This is a genomic window from Streptomyces sp. NPDC020958 (genome assembly GCF_055562175.1).
The window spans coordinates 214,176-230,314 of record NZ_JBVHFU010000009.1; the positions used below are offsets into that span (position 1 = coordinate 214,176).

At 71.7% G+C, this 16,139-nt stretch carries 15 protein-coding genes; 6 read left to right on the forward strand and 9 right to left on the reverse strand.

Going from position 1 to position 16,139, the window contains the following annotated elements:
* The 4 genes from ACZ3KP_RS25555 to ACZ3KP_RS25570 all read right to left on the reverse strand — a co-directional run bounded on the left by ACZ3KP_RS25555 (position 1) and on the right by ACZ3KP_RS25570 (position 3,119).
* Positions 1-423: a Fur family transcriptional regulator gene (locus tag ACZ3KP_RS25555; protein ID WP_467501891.1), complete on the reverse strand. Its 423-nt coding sequence runs from the start codon at positions 421-423 to the stop codon at positions 1-3.
* Positions 424-484: 61 nt separating this feature from the next.
* Positions 485-1,387, reverse strand: coding sequence for a metal ABC transporter permease (locus tag ACZ3KP_RS25560; RefSeq protein ID WP_467501893.1), 903 nt, complete (start codon positions 1,385-1,387; stop codon positions 485-487).
* Positions 1,387-2,151 (reverse strand): metal ABC transporter ATP-binding protein, encoded by a 765-nt coding sequence (locus ACZ3KP_RS25565; RefSeq protein ID WP_467501895.1) that lies wholly within the window; start codon positions 2,149-2,151, stop codon positions 1,387-1,389. The genes ACZ3KP_RS25560 and ACZ3KP_RS25565 overlap by 1 nt, the downstream gene beginning before the upstream one ends.
* Positions 2,152-2,162: 11 nt before the next feature.
* Positions 2,163-3,119: a metal ABC transporter substrate-binding protein gene (locus ACZ3KP_RS25570; protein ID WP_467501897.1), complete on the reverse strand. Its 957-nt coding sequence runs from the start codon at positions 3,117-3,119 to the stop codon at positions 2,163-2,165.
* 162 nt (positions 3,120-3,281) lie between these two features.
* On the opposite strand from ACZ3KP_RS25570, the gene ACZ3KP_RS25575 reads away from it, so the two are divergent.
* The 3 genes from ACZ3KP_RS25575 to ACZ3KP_RS25585 all read left to right on the forward strand — a co-directional run bounded on the left by ACZ3KP_RS25575 (position 3,282) and on the right by ACZ3KP_RS25585 (position 6,466).
* Positions 3,282-4,664 carry a glycine--tRNA ligase gene (locus tag ACZ3KP_RS25575; RefSeq protein WP_467501899.1) on the forward strand — a complete coding sequence of 461 codons (1,383 nt, stop codon included), beginning with the start codon at positions 3,282-3,284 and terminating at the stop codon, positions 4,662-4,664.
* A 141-nt stretch (positions 4,665-4,805) separates the two neighbouring features.
* A complete protein-coding gene (locus ACZ3KP_RS25580; protein WP_358971117.1) occupies positions 4,806-5,828 on the forward strand; it encodes an aldo/keto reductase in 1,023 nt (340 codons plus the stop codon).
* Positions 5,829-5,875: 47 nt separating this feature from the next.
* A complete protein-coding gene (locus tag ACZ3KP_RS25585) occupies positions 5,876-6,466 on the forward strand; it encodes a TetR family transcriptional regulator (protein WP_467501902.1) in 591 nt (196 codons plus the stop codon).
* On the opposite strand, the gene ACZ3KP_RS25590 is transcribed toward ACZ3KP_RS25585, so the two are convergent.
* The 3 genes from ACZ3KP_RS25590 to ACZ3KP_RS25600 all read right to left on the reverse strand — a co-directional run bounded on the left by ACZ3KP_RS25590 (position 6,459) and on the right by ACZ3KP_RS25600 (position 8,474).
* A complete protein-coding gene (locus ACZ3KP_RS25590; protein WP_467501904.1) occupies positions 6,459-6,863 on the reverse strand; it encodes a hypothetical protein in 405 nt (134 codons plus the stop codon). The genes ACZ3KP_RS25585 and ACZ3KP_RS25590 overlap by 8 nt on opposite strands.
* A 188-nt stretch (positions 6,864-7,051) precedes the next feature.
* Positions 7,052-8,200 carry a serine hydrolase domain-containing protein gene (locus ACZ3KP_RS25595; RefSeq protein WP_467501906.1) on the reverse strand — a complete coding sequence of 383 codons (1,149 nt, stop codon included), beginning with the start codon at positions 8,198-8,200 and terminating at the stop codon, positions 7,052-7,054.
* Positions 8,201-8,255: 55 nt separating this feature from the next.
* Positions 8,256-8,474: a hypothetical protein gene (locus tag ACZ3KP_RS25600; RefSeq protein WP_467501908.1), complete on the reverse strand. Its 219-nt coding sequence runs from the start codon at positions 8,472-8,474 to the stop codon at positions 8,256-8,258.
* Positions 8,475-8,721: 247 nt separating this feature from the next.
* Here ACZ3KP_RS25600 and ACZ3KP_RS25605 point away from each other — a divergent pair, with 247 nt between their 5' ends.
* Positions 8,722-10,989 carry a SpoIIE family protein phosphatase gene (locus ACZ3KP_RS25605; protein ID WP_467501910.1) on the forward strand — a complete coding sequence of 756 codons (2,268 nt, stop codon included), beginning with the start codon at positions 8,722-8,724 and terminating at the stop codon, positions 10,987-10,989.
* Positions 10,990-11,093: 104 nt separating this feature from the next.
* Positions 11,094-11,438 carry an SCO4225 family membrane protein gene (locus ACZ3KP_RS25610; protein ID WP_467501912.1) on the forward strand — a complete coding sequence of 115 codons (345 nt, stop codon included), beginning with the start codon at positions 11,094-11,096 and terminating at the stop codon, positions 11,436-11,438.
* 51 nt (positions 11,439-11,489) lie between these two features.
* On the opposite strand, the gene ACZ3KP_RS25615 is transcribed toward ACZ3KP_RS25610, so the two are convergent.
* Positions 11,490-12,941, reverse strand: coding sequence for an MFS transporter (locus ACZ3KP_RS25615; RefSeq protein WP_467501914.1), 1,452 nt, complete (start codon positions 12,939-12,941; stop codon positions 11,490-11,492).
* A 97-nt stretch (positions 12,942-13,038) separates the two neighbouring features.
* Here ACZ3KP_RS25615 and dusB point away from each other — a divergent pair, with 97 nt between their 5' ends.
* On the forward strand, positions 13,039-14,181 hold the full coding sequence (dusB, locus tag ACZ3KP_RS25620) for a tRNA dihydrouridine synthase DusB (RefSeq protein ID WP_358971097.1): 1,143 nt from the start codon (positions 13,039-13,041) through the stop codon (positions 14,179-14,181).
* Between the two features lie 4 nt (positions 14,182-14,185).
* Here the strand turns inward: dusB and ACZ3KP_RS25625 are convergent, their stop codons facing one another.
* The gene (locus tag ACZ3KP_RS25625) at positions 14,186-15,961 is read right to left on the reverse strand and encodes a sulfatase-like hydrolase/transferase (RefSeq protein ID WP_467502029.1); all 1,776 of its coding nucleotides are present in this window, start codon (positions 15,959-15,961) and stop codon (positions 14,186-14,188) included.
* Positions 15,962-16,139 lie beyond the last annotated feature (178 nt).

Here is a 16,139-nt window from a genome sequence, read left to right on the forward strand (position 1 = left end):
TCAGCAGCTCTCCGCGGCCCCCGCGCAGTCCGCGCAGGTGCCGAAGATCTCCACGGTGTGGGCCACGTTCACGTACCCGTGTTCTGCGGCGACCGCCTCCGCCCACTTCTCGACGGCCGGCCCCTCCACCTCCACCGCCTTGCCGCAGGCTCTGCACACGAGGTGGTGGTGGTGCTCGCCGGTGGAGCAGCGCCGGTACACCGACTCGCCCTCGGACGTGCGCAGCACGTCCACCTCACCGGCGTCGGCGAGGGACTGCAGCGTGCGGTACACCGTGGTGAGGCCCACCGAGTCGCCCTTGTGCTTGAGCATGTCGTGCAGTTCCTGCGCGCTGCGGAACTCCTCGACCTCGTTCAGGGCCGCCGCCACGGCTGCCCGCTGACGGGTCGAGCGGCCCTTCACGGGCTGTCCAGCGGTCGTCACCGGTTGCCTCCTCGCCTCTTCGCCTCTGCCGGGCCATTGTGCCAGCCCGGCCCGGGGCCGTTCAGACGCCGACCTCGTCGGCGGCCTCCCGTCCGGCCGGGATCGCGCACTCCGCCGGGTCCCCGGCGGGGTGGCGCGCGGCGGCCGCGCGGGCGCGTCGGCGGGCCAGCGGGGCGGCCAGCACGCTCAGCGCGAAGAACGCGGCGATGGTCAGCAGCACGATCGTCGCGCCCGGCGGGACGTACTGGTAGTACGAGGTGATCGTGCCCCCGACCGACACCGTCACACCGATCGCCACGGCGATCGCGAAGGTGGCCGCGAAGCTCCGGCTCACCTGCTGGGCGGCGGCCACCGGTACGACCATCAGCGCCGACACCAGCAGCAGCCCCACCACGCGCATCGCGACCGTCACCGTGACCGCCGCCGTGATCGCCGTCAGCAGGTTCAGCGCCCGCACCGGCAGGCCGGTGACCCGCGCGAACTCCTCGTCCTGACTGACCGCGAACAGCTGCCTGCGCAGGCCGAGGGTGACGGCCAGGACGAACGCGGCCAGCAGGCAGATCGCGGTCACGTCCGACTGCGACACCGTGGACAGCGAGCCGAAGAGGTACGACATCAGGTTGGCGTTGGAGCCGCCCGGTGCGAGGTTGATCAGCATGACACCGCCGGCCATGCCGCCGTAGAAGAGCATCGCGAGGGCGATGTCACCGCGGGTGCGGCCGTACCAGCGGATCAGTTCCATCAGGACCGCGCCGAGGACGGAGACGGCCGTCGCCATCCACACGGGGGAGGTGGAGAGCAGGAAGCCGAGGCCGACGCCGGTCATCGCGACATGGCCGATGCCGTCGCCCATCAGGGCCTGGCGGCGCTGGACGAGGTAGATGCCGACGGCGGGGGCGGTGACGCCGACCAGGACGGCGGCGAGCAGGGCCCGCTGCATGAAGGCGTAGTTCAGGAAGTCCATCAGCTCAGCAGTCCTGTGCGCAGGGGTGTGTGCTCGTCGTGGGGGTGGACGTGGTCGTGGCCCGGGAGCGCGTGCTGGCCGACGGCGCGCGGGGGCGGCCCGTCGTGCAGGACGCAGCCGTCGCGGAGCACCACCGCGCGGTCGATCAGCGGCTCCAGCGGGCCCAGTTCGTGCAGGACGAGGAGGACCGTGGCGCCCTGCTCGACCTGTGCGCGCAGGGTCCGCGCGAGGATCTCCTGGCTGGCCAGGTCGACGCCCGCCATCGGCTCGTCCATGATCAGCAGTTCGGGTTCGGCGACCAGCGCGCGGGCGATCAGCACCCGCTGGTGCTGGCCGCCGGAGAGCGCCTCGACGTTGTCCTTGGCCCGGTCGGCCATCCCGACCAGGGCGAGGGCGTCCCGTACGGCCTCCTGGTCGGCCCTGCGGAAGAGGCCGAAGCGGGTGCGGGAGAGCCGGCCGGCGGAGACCACCTCGGTGACGGTGGCGGGGACGCCGCCCGCCGCGGTGGTGCGCTGCGGGACGTACCCCACCCGCGACCACTGGCGGAAGGTACGGCGGGGGGTGCCGAACAGCTCGATGTCGCCGCCGGTCACCGGCACCTGGCCGATGACGGTGCGGATCGCCGTCGACTTGCCGGAGCCGTTCGCGCCGAGCAGCGCGACCACCTCGCCGCGGTGCACGGTGAGGTCGATGCCGCGCAGCACGGGGCGTGAACCCAGCTCGGCGGTCACCCCGCGCAGGGATATGACGGGCTCGCCGGTCATCTCGTCTCCCGTCACTTGGTGCCCAGCGCCTGCTGGAGCGCCTTGAGGTTGGCTTCCTGGACGGCGAAGTAGTCCTTGCCGCGGGACTTGCCGGTGATGCCCTCGATCGGGTCGAGGACGTCCGTCTTCAGTCCGGCGTCGGAGGCGATGGTCTTCGCGGTCTTGTCGCTGACGAGCGTCTCGTAGAACACGGTGGTGACGCCGTCGGCCTTGGCCATGGTCTCCAGGTCCTTGACCCGGGCGGCGCTCGGCTCGGACTCGGGGTCGAGGCCGTTGACGGCCTCCTCGGTCAGGCCGTAGCGCTCGGCGAGGTAGCCGAAGGCCGCGTGGGTGGTGACGAAGACCTTGGACCTCGTGTGCGCGAGGCCCTTCTCGAACTGGGTGTTCAGGTCGTCCAGCTGCTTGACCAGGGCCGCGGTGTTCTTCCGGTAGTCGGCCGCGTGGTCCGGGTCGGCCTTCTCGAAGGCCTTGCCGACGCCCTCGGCGACCTGGGCGTAGCGCACCGGGTCCAGCCAGATGTGCGGGTCGAGGCCGGCCGGCTCCTCGTTCTTCGAGGTGTCGTGCGAGGCTGCGTGCCCGCCGACCTCGTTGCCGTGCTTCTCCAGGGTGGTCAGGGAGGCGGCGTCGATCTTCGTCTTGACGGACGACTGGGCGACGGCGCTGTCGACGGAGGGCTGGAGGTTCTTGAGGTAGAGGACCGCGTCGGACTTCTCGATCCCGACGATCTGCTTGGCGCTGATCTCCAGGTCGTGGGGTTCCTGGCCGGGCGTGGTGAGGCTGGTGACGTGGACGTGGCTGCCGCCGATCCGGTCGGCGAGGAAGGCCATCGGATAGAACGACGCGACGACGTCGAACTTGCCGGTCCCGGCCGCCGTGGCGGCGCCGCCGCACGCGGTGAGGGTGGCCAGGCCGAGTGCGGTGACGGTGGTCGCGGCGGCCGTGGGTATGAGGCCTCGTCGTACGTTCATGAGAGTCATTTTCAACAAACATGGAAACCGTTGTCAACAAGCCTCGGTGAGAGGCCGGTAAGGGGATCCGATTTGGTTGAGGGGGAGCCCCCGCCGGTACGCTGAAGCATTCGCTGTGAAGCGTCTCGCTTCGTCGCCCGTCGTCGTAATGAAGAGAGCACCGTGGCCGCCGACAAGATCGACACCATCGTCAGCCTGAGCAAGCGCCGAGGCTTCGTATTCCCGTGCAGTGAGATCTACGGCGGTCAGCGCGCCGCCTGGGACTACGGGCCGCTGGGTGTCGAGCTCAAGGAGAACCTGAAGCGCCAGTGGTGGCGCTACATGGTGACGTCCCGCGAGGACGTGGTCGGCATTGACTCGTCCGTCATCCTGGCCCCCGAGGTCTGGGTCGCCTCCGGTCACGTCGCCACCTTCACGGACCCGCTGACCGAGTGCACCGCGTGCCACAAGCGGTTCCGCGCGGACCACCTGGAGGAGGCCTACGAGGCCAAGCACGGCCGCCTGCCGGAGAACGGCCTGGCGGACGTGAACTGCCCGAACTGCGGCAACAAGGGCCAGTTCACCGAGCCCAAGCAGTTCTCGGGTCTGCTCTCCACCCACCTCGGCCCGACCCAGGACAGCGGCTCCGTCGCCTACCTGCGCCCCGAGACCGCGCAGGGCATCTTCACCAACTTCGCCCAGGTGCAGACCACTTCGCGCCGCAAGCCGCCGTTCGGCATCGCGCAGATGGGCAAGTCCTTCCGCAACGAGATCACGCCCGGCAACTTCATCTTCCGGACCCGCGAGTTCGAGCAGATGGAGATGGAGTTCTTCGTCAAGCCGGGCGAGGACGAGAAGTGGCAGGAGTACTGGATGGAGCAGCGCTGGAACTGGTACACCGGCCTGGGCCTGCGCGAGGAGAACATGCGGTGGTACGAGCACCCGAAGGAGAAGCTCTCCCACTACTCCAAGCGCACCGCTGACATCGAGTACCGCTTCCAGTTCGGCGGCAACGAGTGGGGCGAGCTGGAGGGTGTCGCCAACCGCACCGACTACGACCTCGGCGCCCACTCCAAGGCCTCCGGCCAGGACCTCTCCTACTTCGACCAGGAGGCCGGCGAGCGCTGGACGCCGTACGTCATCGAGCCCGCGGCCGGTGTCGGCCGCGCGATGCTGGCGTTCCTGCTCGACGCGTACGTCGAGGACGAGGCGCCGAACGCCAAGGGCAAGCTGGAGAAGCGCACGGTGCTGCGCCTGGACCACCGCCTGGCTCCGGTGAAGGTCGCCGTCCTCCCGCTGTCCCGCAACCCGGAGCTCTCGCCCAAGGCCAAGGGGCTCGCCCAGGCGCTGCGGCAGAACTGGAACATCGAGTTCGACGACGCGGGTGCCATCGGCCGCCGCTACCGCCGCCAGGACGAGATCGGCACGCCGTACTGCGTCACCGTCGACTTCGACACGCTCGAGGACAACGCGGTGACCGTGCGCGAGCGCGACACGATGAAGCAGGAGCGGGTGTCCCTGGACCGGATCGAGGGCTACCTCGCGGGTCGCCTCGTCGGCTGCTAGGCGCCTGACCGGCTGATCGCGCGGTTCCCCGCACCCCTTCCGGGGTGCGGGGAACCGCTTTTTTGCGGGCTCGGGGACTCCACGCGGACCTATGGAATGACAGATATTGAAATCTGTCAGCTGTCATGCCAGAGTGGAGCCATGACGACGCACACCCGCACCCTCGGAACCACCGGCCCGCAGGTCTCCGCCCTCGGCCTCGGCTGCATGGGCATGTCCGCGCTGTACGGCGAGGCCGACCGGGCCGAGTCCATCGCGACCGTCCACGCCGCCCTCGAAGCCGGCGTGACCCTGCTCGACACCGGCGACTTCTACGCCATGGGCCACAACGAGATGCTCATCGGCGAGGCCCTGCGCACCGCCCCCGCCGCCCGCCGCGAACAGGCTCTGCTCAGCGTGAAGTTCGGCGCGCTGCGCGGCCCGGAGGGCAGCTGGCTCGGATACGACGGCCGGCCGGCCGCGGTCAAGAACTTCGCCGCCTACTCCCTCCAGCGCCTCGGCGTCGACCACATCGACGTCTACCGGATCGCCCGCGTCGACCCGAACGTCCCCATCGAGGAGACCGTCGGCGCGATCAGCGAACTGGTCGACGCCGGGTACGTCCGGCACATCGGCCTCAGCGAGGCCAGCGCCGAGAACATCCGGCGGGCCGCCGCCACCGCGCCGATCTCCGACCTCCAGGTCGAGTACGCGATCATCACCCGGGACATCGAGCGGGAGATCCTGCCGACCACCCGGGAACTGGGCATCGGCATCACCGCGTACGGCGTGCTCTCCCGGGGTCTGATCTCCGGCCACTTCACCCGCGACCGGCAGCTCGGCGCCCAGGACTTCCGGGCCCACTCGCCCCGCTTCCAGGGCGACAACCTCCGGCACAACCTCGACCTGGTCGAGGCGCTGCGCAAGATCGCCGACCAGAAGGGGGTGACCGTGGCCCAGATCGCCATCGCCTGGGTGCTCTCCCGGGGCGCCGGGCACGGCGACGACATCGTGCCCCTCGTCGGCGCCCGCACCCGCGAGCGGCTCTCCGAGTCGCTGGGCGCGCTCGACGTCACCCTGGACGCGGCCGACCTGGCGGCGATCGAGGAGGCCGTACCGGCGGACGCGGCGGCCGGCACCCGCTACCCGGCCGTGCAGATGGCCACCCTCGGCACCGAGCAGTGATCACGGCCCCCAACAGCCGGTACGACCGTCCGGGTACCGTCTAGGTCATGGCAGCCACGTCCCCGCCCCCGGTCCTCACCGCCGAACGCATCCTCGAGGCGACCGAGGAGGTGCTGCGCCGGCACGGCCCGGCCAAGGCCACCGTGGTCGACGTGGCCCGCGCGCTCGGCGTCAGCCACGGGAGCGTCTACCGGCACTTCCGGACCAAGGCGGCGCTGCGCGCGGCGGTGACCAAGCGGTGGCTGGACCGCACCTCGGCGGCGCTGTCCGGCATCCTGGCCGAGGACCGGGCCCCCGAGGACCGGCTGCGCGCCTGGCTGCGGGCGCTGTTCGAGGCCAAGCGGCGCAAGGCGAGCGACGACCCCGAGCTGTTCGCCACCTACATGGTGCTGGTCGAGGAGAGCGGCCCGGCGGTCGCCGAGCACATCGCCGACCTGACCGGCCAGCTGACCCGGATCATCGCGGACGGGACCGGGTCGGGCACCTTCACGGTGCCCGACCCGGCCGCCGCGGCCCGCGCGGTCTTCCAGGCCACCGGCCGCTTCCACGACCCGGGCTACGCCCGCGAGTGGGAGCGGCCGGAGGCCGACGGGGACTTCGCGGCGCTGGTGGAGCTGCTGGTGCGCGGCCTCAGGTGACGTTGACCGTCACGGTGGGGGAGTACACCTTCTTGCCGACCGCGGCGACCCGCAGGTGCTGGGTCCCCTTCGTCTTGAACGACGTGGTCAGCGAGTAGGAACTGCCGTTCTTGATCTTCGTGTTCACCTTGAGCGGGACCCACTTGCCGCTCTTCTCGTGCTGGAGCACCAGCGGCGCGCCCACCTTCAGACCTGACGTACGGCCGGTGAAGGTGACGGACTCACCCGTGGCGACCGAGGACTTGGTGGCCTTGATCGAGATCGAGGCCATCGTGGACGGCGAAGGGCTCGCCTTGGTCTCCGCGGCGAGGGCGCCGGCGCCGCCGGCCGACAGCAGGGCCAGCGAGAGGGCGCCCGCGGCGAGGGCACGGGTCATCTGACGCTGAGTGGTGTGCATGGAGTGCTCCTGTCGAGTGACGAGGGGACGCCTCCAGGCTCGGCCGGGTCGCCCGCGACGGCGACCCGAGCGCCTCCGCGAAGCAGCGCGGGCAAGGGTCGCGGTTCGGTAAAGGCCACAGGTGAAAGGGGTCCTCCCGGCCGTCCGACGCGTGCGCCCCGTGTCACCCGAATGCCGTAACGGCGGCCCTATGCCGTGACCCTCCAGAAGTCCCGCATCAGCGGGGTCGGCGTCGGGCTCGTCATGGCCGTCTGCGTCATCAGGACCGTGACCGTACCGGTGGCCGGGACGACGTGCGCGGTGGTGCCGGTGCCGCCGACCCAGCCGTAGCGGCCCGGCACCGACCAGGGATCCGCCGGGGTGACGTCGACCTGGCCGCCGTACCCCCAGCCCTGGCCCTCCAGGAAGAGGGCGGCGGCGTCGCGCTGGGCCGCCGTGAGGTGGTCGGTGGTCATCCGGCTGACCGAGGTGGGGGAGAGCAGCGAGCGGCCGTCGGCGGTGGCGCCCGCGTTCAGCAGCAGCCGCCCGAAGGCCAGCCAGTCGTCCGCCGTGGAGACCAGGCCGCCGCCGCCCGACAGGAACCGCGGGAGACCGTCGAAGCGGCCGTCCGGGGTGTCCACGAGGCGCAGGGCACCGTCCTCGGCGCGGTGGTAGGCCCAGGTGAAGCGGTGCCGCTTCGACGCCGGCACCTCGAACGCGGTGTCCCGCATGCCCAGCGGTTCGAAGAGCCGTTCCGCCAGGAAGTCGGCGAGCGACCGGCCCGACGCCCGGGCGACCAGGACGCCCTGGAGGTCGGACGAGGTGCCGTACAGCCAGGCCTCGCCCGGCTGGTGCAGCATCGGCACCTCGGCGAGCGCCCGCAGCCAGGTGTCCGGGTCCGGCCACCGTCCGAAGGGGAGGTCGTAGCGCTGCACCGCGGTCAGGGGCCGGACGGCGGGCAGCGAGAAGTCGTCGGGCATGCCCCAGCCGGTCCGGAAGCTCAGCAGGTCCTCGACGGTGATCGCGCGGGCGGCCGGCACCACGTCGTCGACGGGCCCGGCGGGCGTCCGCACCACCACCGGCTTCGCCAGTTCGGGCAGCCACCGCTCCACCGGGTCGCCGAGTCCGACCAGGCCCTTGTCCACCAGCATCAGCACCGCCGCGGCGGTGATCGGCTTGGTGATCGACGCGATGCGGAAGATCGCGTCCCGTTCCATCGGGGCGGAGCCCTCGGCGTCCATGGACCCGACGGCCACCGCCTCGACGTCGTCGCCGCGGGCGACGAGCCCTACGGCTCCGGTGACGGTCCCGTCGGCGGCGTGGCGGCGCAGGGTGGTGTGCAGCGGGGTCGGGGTCATCGGTCGTCCTTCCGGTGGGCGCGGTCACGGGTACGACTGCGGCACCGGCGAGAACTCATCGGGAGGGCTCGGCCCCCGCCGGGTCCACGGTGGCCTGGTGGGCCTCGGCCAGGTGCTCCTCGGCCTTCAGCCAGGGCAGGAACTGCGCGCGCCGGCGCCAGCCGCAGGTGCCGCACTGGATCGTGCGCTGCACACCCGTGCGCCGCACCCGGACCACGTGCTCGCGGCCGTGCTGGTCCCAGCGTCTGACCTTGCTCTCGTCGATCGGCGACATGACGCGAGTGTGCAGCAGGACCAACATCAACGGGGGAATCTGCACCGGGTTTTACCGGGGACACCGGGGGTGTTCACGTGAACTGGGCGGGCGTACGGTGGGTGTTCCCGGGGTCACCCTCCGGTCGTGCCCCCAACCACCGGATCACGCGCTGGACTTGGTGTACCGGCGGAAACCCTGGACACGGCATTGACCCTGGCTCAAGATGAAAGCGACCTTGTGAAGCGGCCACCGGCACGGAGAGGCGATGCTGCCGGATCCTCAACGTTTCCTGGCCGTTGCCGGCCGCCGGATCGCGCGCGCCGAGGGCGCCGCCCAGGCCGTCCGTGAGCTGTGCCGGTCGGTCGTCCCCGACCTGGCGGACGGCGCGTTCGTCTACCTGGAGGACGGCCCGCAGGACCGGTCCGAGCCGCTGCGGCTGCTGCTGGACCAGGCGCCCGCCGAACTCGCGGGCGTCATGGGCGGGGTGCCCCCGGACACCGCGTCGGTGGCGTCCGACGGAGTGCTGGCCGGAATGCTGCGCTGCGGCCGGGCGCGCGCCGGCGACCCGGCCGTCGGCGACACCGCCGACGCGCTGCGCGAGCTGCTGGGGACGGCACCCCGGCTGCCGCAGGGCAACCGGGTCCTGCTCGCCCCGCTGCGCGCACCCGACGCCGTGGTGGGCGTGGCGGTGCTCCTACGGCGCCCGGACCGGGAGGACTTCGTGGAGGACGACATCGCCCTGGCCGACGCGCTGGCGGCGCAGACCGCGCTCGGGGTGCGGGAGGCCACCGTGATCCCGCAGGTGCGGCCCACCACCGCGCTGAAGGCGCCGGACGAGGACCGCCTCCGCTACGTCGGCGCGGCCACCCGGCGGATCGCCCGCGGCTTCGACACCGACGAGATCGTGCTCGGCCTGTGCCGGGCCGCCGTACCCACGTACTCCGACGCGGCCCTCGTCTACCTGCGCGACCCGCTCCCGGTCGGCGACGAACGCCCCGCCGGCCCCGCCGTGCTCCGGCTGCGCCGCACCGACCGGATCAAGGGCCCCGGCGCCGAGGGCCTGGTCTGGCCGGTCGAGACCGTGGGCGACGAGCAGGACGACCTGGACGCCTCCGACTGGAGCGAGGTGGTGCCCGGCGGTGCCCTCGCCGAAGTGCTGCGCGGAGTCCGGCCGGTGTTCGCCGACAACGCGCCGACCCGTGCCGCGCTCAGCGAACTCGTCGGTGAGGACAGCGCGTTGAACGGCTGGGTCGGTTCGCACGCGATCCTCGCCCCGCTGCGCGGCCGCCGCCGGGTCACCGGCGCCGTGGTCTTCCTGCGCCGCCCGGAACGCCCGGCGTTCGAACCCGCCGACCTGCTGGTCGCCGCCCAGCTGGCCACCCACACCGCGCTCGGCGTCGACAAGGCCGTGCTGTACAGCCGGGAGGCGTTCATCGCCGACCGGCTGCAGCGCGCCATGCTCCCGCACAGCCTGCCCCGGCCCACCGGCGTCCGGCTCGCGGTCCGCTACCTCCCCGCCGCCGAGACCGCACGCGTCGGCGGCGACTGGTACGACGCGATCCCGCTGCCCGGCAGCCGGGTGGCGCTGGTCGTCGGCGACGTCATGGGGCACTCGATGACCTCGGCCGCCGTCATGGGCCAGCTGCGCACCACCGCGCTCACCCTGGCGGGGCTCGACCTGCCCCCGCAGGAGGTCCTGCACCACCTCGACGAACAGGCCCAGCGCCTCGGCACCGACCGCATGGCGACCTGCCTCTACGTCGTCTACGACCCGGTCTCGCACCGCATGACGGTCGCCAACGCCGGCCACCCGCCGCCCATCCTGCTGCACCCCGGCGGCAAGACCGAGGTCCTCGCGGTGCCGCCGGGCGCCCCGATCGGCGTCGGCGGCATCGACTTCGAGGCGGTCGAGCTGGAGGCGCCCGCCGGCGCCACCCTGCTCCTGTACACCGACGGTCTGGTGGAGTCCCGGCTGCGCGACGTGTGGACCGGCATCGAGCAGCTGCGCGAGAAGCTGGCCGCCACCGCCCAGCTGACCGGCCCGGACCGGCCGCCGCCCCTGGAGGCGCTCTGCGACGAGGTGCTCGACATGCTCGGCCCGGGCGACCGGGACGACGACATCGCCCTGCTCGCCGCCCGCTTCGACGGCATCGCGCCCAGCGACGTGGCCTACTGGACCCTGGACCCGGAGAACTCGGCCCCCGGCCGGGCCCGCCGGCTCACCCGGCAGGCGCTGGCCGCGTGGGACCTGGAGGAGCTCAGCGACACCGCCGAGCTGCTGGTCAGTGAGATCGTCACCAACGCCGTACGACACGCCACCCGGCCGATCGGCCTGCGGCTGCTGCGCACCGAGGTGCTGCGCTGCGAGGTCGGCGACGACGTGCCGCAGCTGCCCCGGCTGCGCCGGGCCACGCCCGACGAGGAGCACGGACGCGGCCTGTACCTGGTGAACCGGCTGGCCAGACGCTGGGGCACGACCCGGCTGGGCACCGGCAAGAACGTGTGGTTCGAACTGGGCGGACCCGCGAACTGACCACAGGGCCCCCCGGTTGAGTACGGGTACTCAGGACAGGGCACAGCCGTTCGAACCACCATGCAGACAGGGGACGGAACACCACGACCACAGGGGGACGACCGATGGGACCTGGCCTTGTCCGCACGCTCGTACGGCTGACGCTCGGCAACCGGGTGTCGGTGGCCTACCTGGCCCTGGTCGCGTTCGTCATCGCCAAGGCCGCGCTGGACCCCGTGGCCGCCCAGGACACGGACCCCGCCTCGGCCTGGCTCTGGCCGCCCCTGGTCACCTTCCCCGCGTTCCTGCTCGTCGGGGCGCTGGGCCGGGCCGCCTGGGACCCGGCGGAGATGCCGGACTGGTTCTTCGTCGCCATGGTCGTGGTGTCCGCCCTGCTCCAGGCCCTGGCCCTGGGCGCCCTCCACCAGCTGGTCCGGACCCGCCACCAGCGCATGACCAGCTCCTGCTGACGGTCGTGCCACGCCCACGAGGGCGCGGCCGGCACAGGACAGGGGCTGGGGCTAGACCCGGTCCCCGGCGCCCACGACCTGGCGGATCTCCGCCGACTCCAGGCGCTGCGCGGTGCGCTCGGCCGTGCCGCGGGCCCAGCGGCCGTTGGTCAGCGCCCCCAGGGCCAGGACCGCGACGCCGCAGGCGGCGAGGATCCACCAGCCCGGCCGGGCGGCGGTCACGAAGGACCGGTGGTACGACGCCGAGCCGATCCCCGACGCCAGCACCGCGCCGACGACCGCCACGCCCAGGGTCTGGCCCAGCTGCCTGCTGGTGGAGGCGATCGCCGCCGCCACCCCCGCCTGCGACCTCGGCATCCCGGAGACCGCGGTGTTGGTGATCGGGGCGTTCACGAAGCCGAAGCCGATGCCGAACAGGACATAGCCGACGAAGAGGGTGGTGTTCGAGGTCTCCGCCTCGAAGGCCGCGAACAGCACCGCGCTCGCCGTCATCGCCACCCCGGCGATCACCAGCGGCAGACGCGGCCCGCGGCTGCCCACCAGGCGTCCCGCCAGCGGCGCGCACAGGAACATCGGCACCGCCATCGGCAGCATCCACAGGCCCGCGTGCAGGGCGTCGAGACCGCGCACGTTCTGCAGGTACAGCGTGGACAGGAACAGGAAGCCGCCGAGCGAGGCGAACGCGCTGATCGCGATCACCGTGGCGCCGCTGAACGGCACCGAACGGAAGAAGCGCAGGTCGATGAGGGGCTGGTCACGCCTCGGCTCGTACCAGAGCAGTCCGAGCAGGGCGGCCAGGGCCACCACGGCGAACGGGACCACCGTGGCCGCGCTCGCCGTCGGCGCCTCGATGATCGAGTACGTCAGCGAACCGAACAGCGCGATGACCAGCACCTGGCCGACCGGGTCGGGACGACGGGCCTTCGGCGCCCGGGACTCCGGTACGAAGCGCAGGGTCAGCAGCAGCGCCGCCAGGCCCACCGGGAGGTTGACCCAGAAGATCGCCCGCCAGCCGACCGACTCCACCAGCAGGCCGCCGACCAGCGGTCCCGCGGCCATGGATATGCCGACCACCGCACCCCACACGCCGATCGCCCGGGCCCGTTCACGCGGGTCGGTGAAGGTGTTGGTGATGATCGACATGGCGACCGGGTTCAGCATCGAGCCACCCACCGCCTGCACCATGCGGAACGCGATCAGCGACTCCAGGTTCGGCGCGAGCGAGCACAGCAGCGAGCCGAGGGAGAAGACCACGAGTCCGGTCATGAAGACCTTCTTGCGGCCGACCCGGTCGCCGGTGGAACCGGCGAGCATCAGCAGCGAGGCCAGTACCAGGGTGTACGCGTCGATCGTCCACTGAAGTCCGGCCGTGGAGGCGTGCAGCTCGCGCTGCATGGACGGCAGGCCGACGTTGAGAGCGGTGGTGTCGAGACTCACGATCAGCAGGCTCATGCAGCAGATCGCGAGCACGAGCATCCGGCGGCGGGGGCTCAGCTCGGGCATGACGTCATCCTACGCCGGTTTCGATAGTGCGTCTAACTAATGACCGCTACATGATCGTGGCGTCCGGGCACCGTGCGCCGTGCGCGACAATGGGGGAATGCCCGAGCCCACGTCGCCCCTGCAGATCGGCCCCCACACGGTTCAGCCGCCGGTCGTCCTGGCCCCCATGGCCGGGATCACCAACGCCCCCTTCCGCACCCTGTGCCGAGAGTTCAGCGGGGGCAAGGGGCTGTTCGTCAGCGAGATGATCACGACCCGGGCCCTGGTCGAGCGCAACGAGAAGACCATGCAGCTGATCCGCTTCGACGCGACCGAGAAGCCGCGCTCGATCCAGCTGTACGGCGTCGACCCGGCCACCGTCGGCAAGGCCGTCCGCATGATCGCGGAGGAGGACCTGGCCGACCACATCGACCTGAACTTCGGCTGCCCGGTCCCGAAGGTGACGCGCAAGGGCGGCGGCTCGGCCCTGCCCTACAAGCGCAACCTGCTCCGCGCGATCCTCCGCGAGGCGGTGAGCGGCGCCGGGGACCTCCCCGTCACGATGAAGATGCGCAAGGGCATCGACGACGACCACATCACCTACCTCGACGCCGGCCGGATCGCCGTCGAGGAGGGCGTCACCTCGATCGCCCTGCACGGCCGCACCGCCGCCCAGCACTACGGCGGCACCGCCGACTGGGAGGCCATCGCCCGCCTCAAGGAGCACGTCCCGGAGATCCCGGTGCTCGGCAACGGCGACATCTGGTCGGCCGGGGACGCCCTGCGGATGGTGCGGGAGACCGGCTGCGACGGGGTCGTGGTCGGGCGCGGGTGCCTGGGCAGGCCGTGGCTGTTCGCGGACCTGGTGGCGGCGTTCGAGGGGCGGCACGAGGACATCGCCCGGCCGTCCCTGCGGCAGGTCGCCGACGTCATGGTCCGGCACGCCCGGCTGCTCGGCGAGTGGCTCGGCGACGAGTCCAAGGGCGTGGTCGACTTCCGCAAGCACGTCGCCTGGTACCTGAAGGGCTTCGCGGTCGGCAGCGAGATGCGCAGGCGTCTCGCCGTCACCTCGTCCCTGGCGGAACTCCGCGCGGGCCTCGACGAACTGGACCTGGACCAGCCCTGGCCCGCGGGCGCCGACGGTCCCCGCGGCCGTACGTCCGGCAACAACCGGGTGGTGCTGCCGGACGGCTGGCTGAAGGACCCCTACGACTGCGCGGGCATCACCGAGGACGCGGAACTGGACACCTCGGGAGGCTGAGCGCTCAGTTCGTCTTCGGGTGCGGAGTGGAGCCGAACGCGGTCAGGAACCTGTCGCGGAACGCGCTCATCTTCCACACCGGGGCGTCGTGCGCCGGGCGCAGACCGTCGGTCCAGTTCCAGGAGCCGATCGCGTCGAGGACCTTCGGGTCCTTGGCGACGATGGAGATCGGCACGTCACGGCTGGCGTGGTTGCCGCTGACCCGGGCGATCGGCTGGTGGTCGCCGAGGAAGACCAGGACCGTGTCGTCGTTGCCGTAGCGCTGCAGCCACTGGGTGAGCGCGGTCACCGAGTACTGGACCGACTTGCCGTACTCCTGGCGGGACCTGGTGGTGTCGGCGATGACGTCGGACGCCTTGTTGCCGGCCTTCTGGATGGCGTCGAAGACCGAGCCGTCGCCCAGCTCGTCCCACGGCACCATCTTCGGGATCGGTGCCCACGGCTGGTGGCTGGAGGTCAGGATCAGCAGCGACATCCGGGACTTGCCGTCGGCCGGCTTCCTGCTGTGCACCCGGTCCTGGAACTGCTGGAGCGCGTACTGGTCGGGCATCGTCGACCAGCTGAACTTCGGCCCCTTGTAGCCGAGCTGGAAGGCGTTGTAGACCTTGTCGAGGCCGTAGAAGCTCTGCTCCGGCCAGCCCTTCTGGATACCCGGCATCACACCGACGGTGTCGAAGTCACCGGTCTTCTTGAACGCCTTGGTCAGGCTCAGGTGGTCGCTGGCCATGACGGTCCGGTACCGCTGCTGGTTGCTGACCCACAGCCCCGACATGGTGGTGGAGTGTCCCAGCCAGCTGCTGCCGCCGTACGTCGCCGACGTCAGCCAGCCGCTCTTCGCGGCGTAACCGGCCTTCTTCAGCATCGCCGTCTGCGCGTCCAGCGTCCTGTCGACACCGGGTGCCTCGATCGGGTCCTCGATGGCGCTGCGCCCGTAGCTCTCGATGAACGTGAAGACCACGTCCTTGCCGCGCAGCGCCGGCACGAGCTGGTCGCCCGGGGTGTTCCCGAAGGCGTCCACCTTGGCGACCTTGCGGAACTCGGCCTCGTCCTTCAACGTCAGCTGCACGGTGCGCACCTGCGTCTTCAGCACCGCGGTCGCCTTCTGCGCGGCGAGCGGCGCGCCGGCGACCGACAGGCCGAGCGCGTTGCAGGTGATCCACACCGTGCCGACGATCAGGGTTCCCCGGGTGGCCTTCGTCCGGACCCGGGCGAGCTGGTCGGAGACCCGTACGGTGGCCAGCGCGACGATCCCGATCAGCAGGAAGACCAGCAGCACCGCGCCGACGGTGATCGCCAGCTCGACGGTGCCGCCGAGGGTGTCCTGCAGGTAGCCACGGGCGTCGGGCAGCAGTGACCAGTCCAGGATGATGTTGAAGGGACGGCCCAGGTAGTCGACGAACCCCATGTTGAAGAAGTCCACGATGGTCAGCGCGCCGACCACCGCCCCGGCGACCGAGGCGAGCACCCGCCGGTAGCGCCGCGGCAGAGCCAGCAGCACCACCGCGCCCATGACCGCCTCGGCCGGGATCCGCACGAACGTGACCGGCTTCAGGCCGCTGAGCGTGTTGGGCATCAGCAGGCAGACGTAGACGAGGAGGGCGGAGAGCACGGTGAGGGTGACGGAGAGCACCCGTGCGGCGGAGGGATGCTCCGTGCGCCACCGCTGCCACAACCGAGGCCGCCGAACCGGGGCACCGACCCCGCCCCCGCCTTCGGCACGCGCCTCGGCGGCGGCTTGCGCAGCGCCCTCGGCCGAGGCTTCGGCAGCGGCCCCGGCCACGTCACCGGTTTCAGAGGCGGAATCGGGGGCGAGCTCGGGGGCCTCCTTGGGCCCGGCGGCGGTGCCCTTGGAGGCTTCGAGCGTCGGCTCGGCAACGACTTCGTCACGTACCCCGGGGGCGTGCTCGGGTGCGGCCCCGCCGTCGGCCTCGGGGGCGGGCTCGGCAGTGGTCTCGGGC

Bases quoted from the DNA above. Each gene is read 5' to 3' on its own strand.
- ACZ3KP_RS25560 (WP_467501893.1), bottom strand. From the start codon at position 1,387: ATGGACTTCCTGAACTACGCCTTCATGCAGCGGGCCCTGCTCGCCGCC.
- ACZ3KP_RS25565 (WP_467501895.1), bottom strand. From the start codon at position 2,151: ATGACCGGCGAGCCCGTCATATCCCTGCGCGGGGTGACCGCCGAGCTG.
- ACZ3KP_RS25570 (WP_467501897.1), bottom strand. From the start codon at position 3,119: ATGAACGTACGACGAGGCCTCATACCCACGGCCGCCGCGACCACCGTC.
- ACZ3KP_RS25580 (WP_358971117.1), top strand. From the start codon at position 4,806: ATGACGACGCACACCCGCACCCTCGGAACCACCGGCCCGCAGGTCTCC.
- ACZ3KP_RS25585 (WP_467501902.1), top strand. From the start codon at position 5,876: ATGGCAGCCACGTCCCCGCCCCCGGTCCTCACCGCCGAACGCATCCTC.
- ACZ3KP_RS25590 (WP_467501904.1), bottom strand. From the start codon at position 6,863: ATGCACACCACTCAGCGTCAGATGACCCGTGCCCTCGCCGCGGGCGCC.
- ACZ3KP_RS25595 (WP_467501906.1), bottom strand. From the start codon at position 8,200: ATGACCCCGACCCCGCTGCACACCACCCTGCGCCGCCACGCCGCCGAC.
- ACZ3KP_RS25600 (WP_467501908.1), bottom strand. From the start codon at position 8,474: ATGTCGCCGATCGACGAGAGCAAGGTCAGACGCTGGGACCAGCACGGC.
- ACZ3KP_RS25605 (WP_467501910.1), top strand. From the start codon at position 8,722: ATGCTGCCGGATCCTCAACGTTTCCTGGCCGTTGCCGGCCGCCGGATC.
- ACZ3KP_RS25610 (WP_467501912.1), top strand. From the start codon at position 11,094: ATGGGACCTGGCCTTGTCCGCACGCTCGTACGGCTGACGCTCGGCAAC.
- ACZ3KP_RS25615 (WP_467501914.1), bottom strand. From the start codon at position 12,941: ATGCCCGAGCTGAGCCCCCGCCGCCGGATGCTCGTGCTCGCGATCTGC.
- dusB (WP_358971097.1), top strand. From the start codon at position 13,039: ATGCCCGAGCCCACGTCGCCCCTGCAGATCGGCCCCCACACGGTTCAG.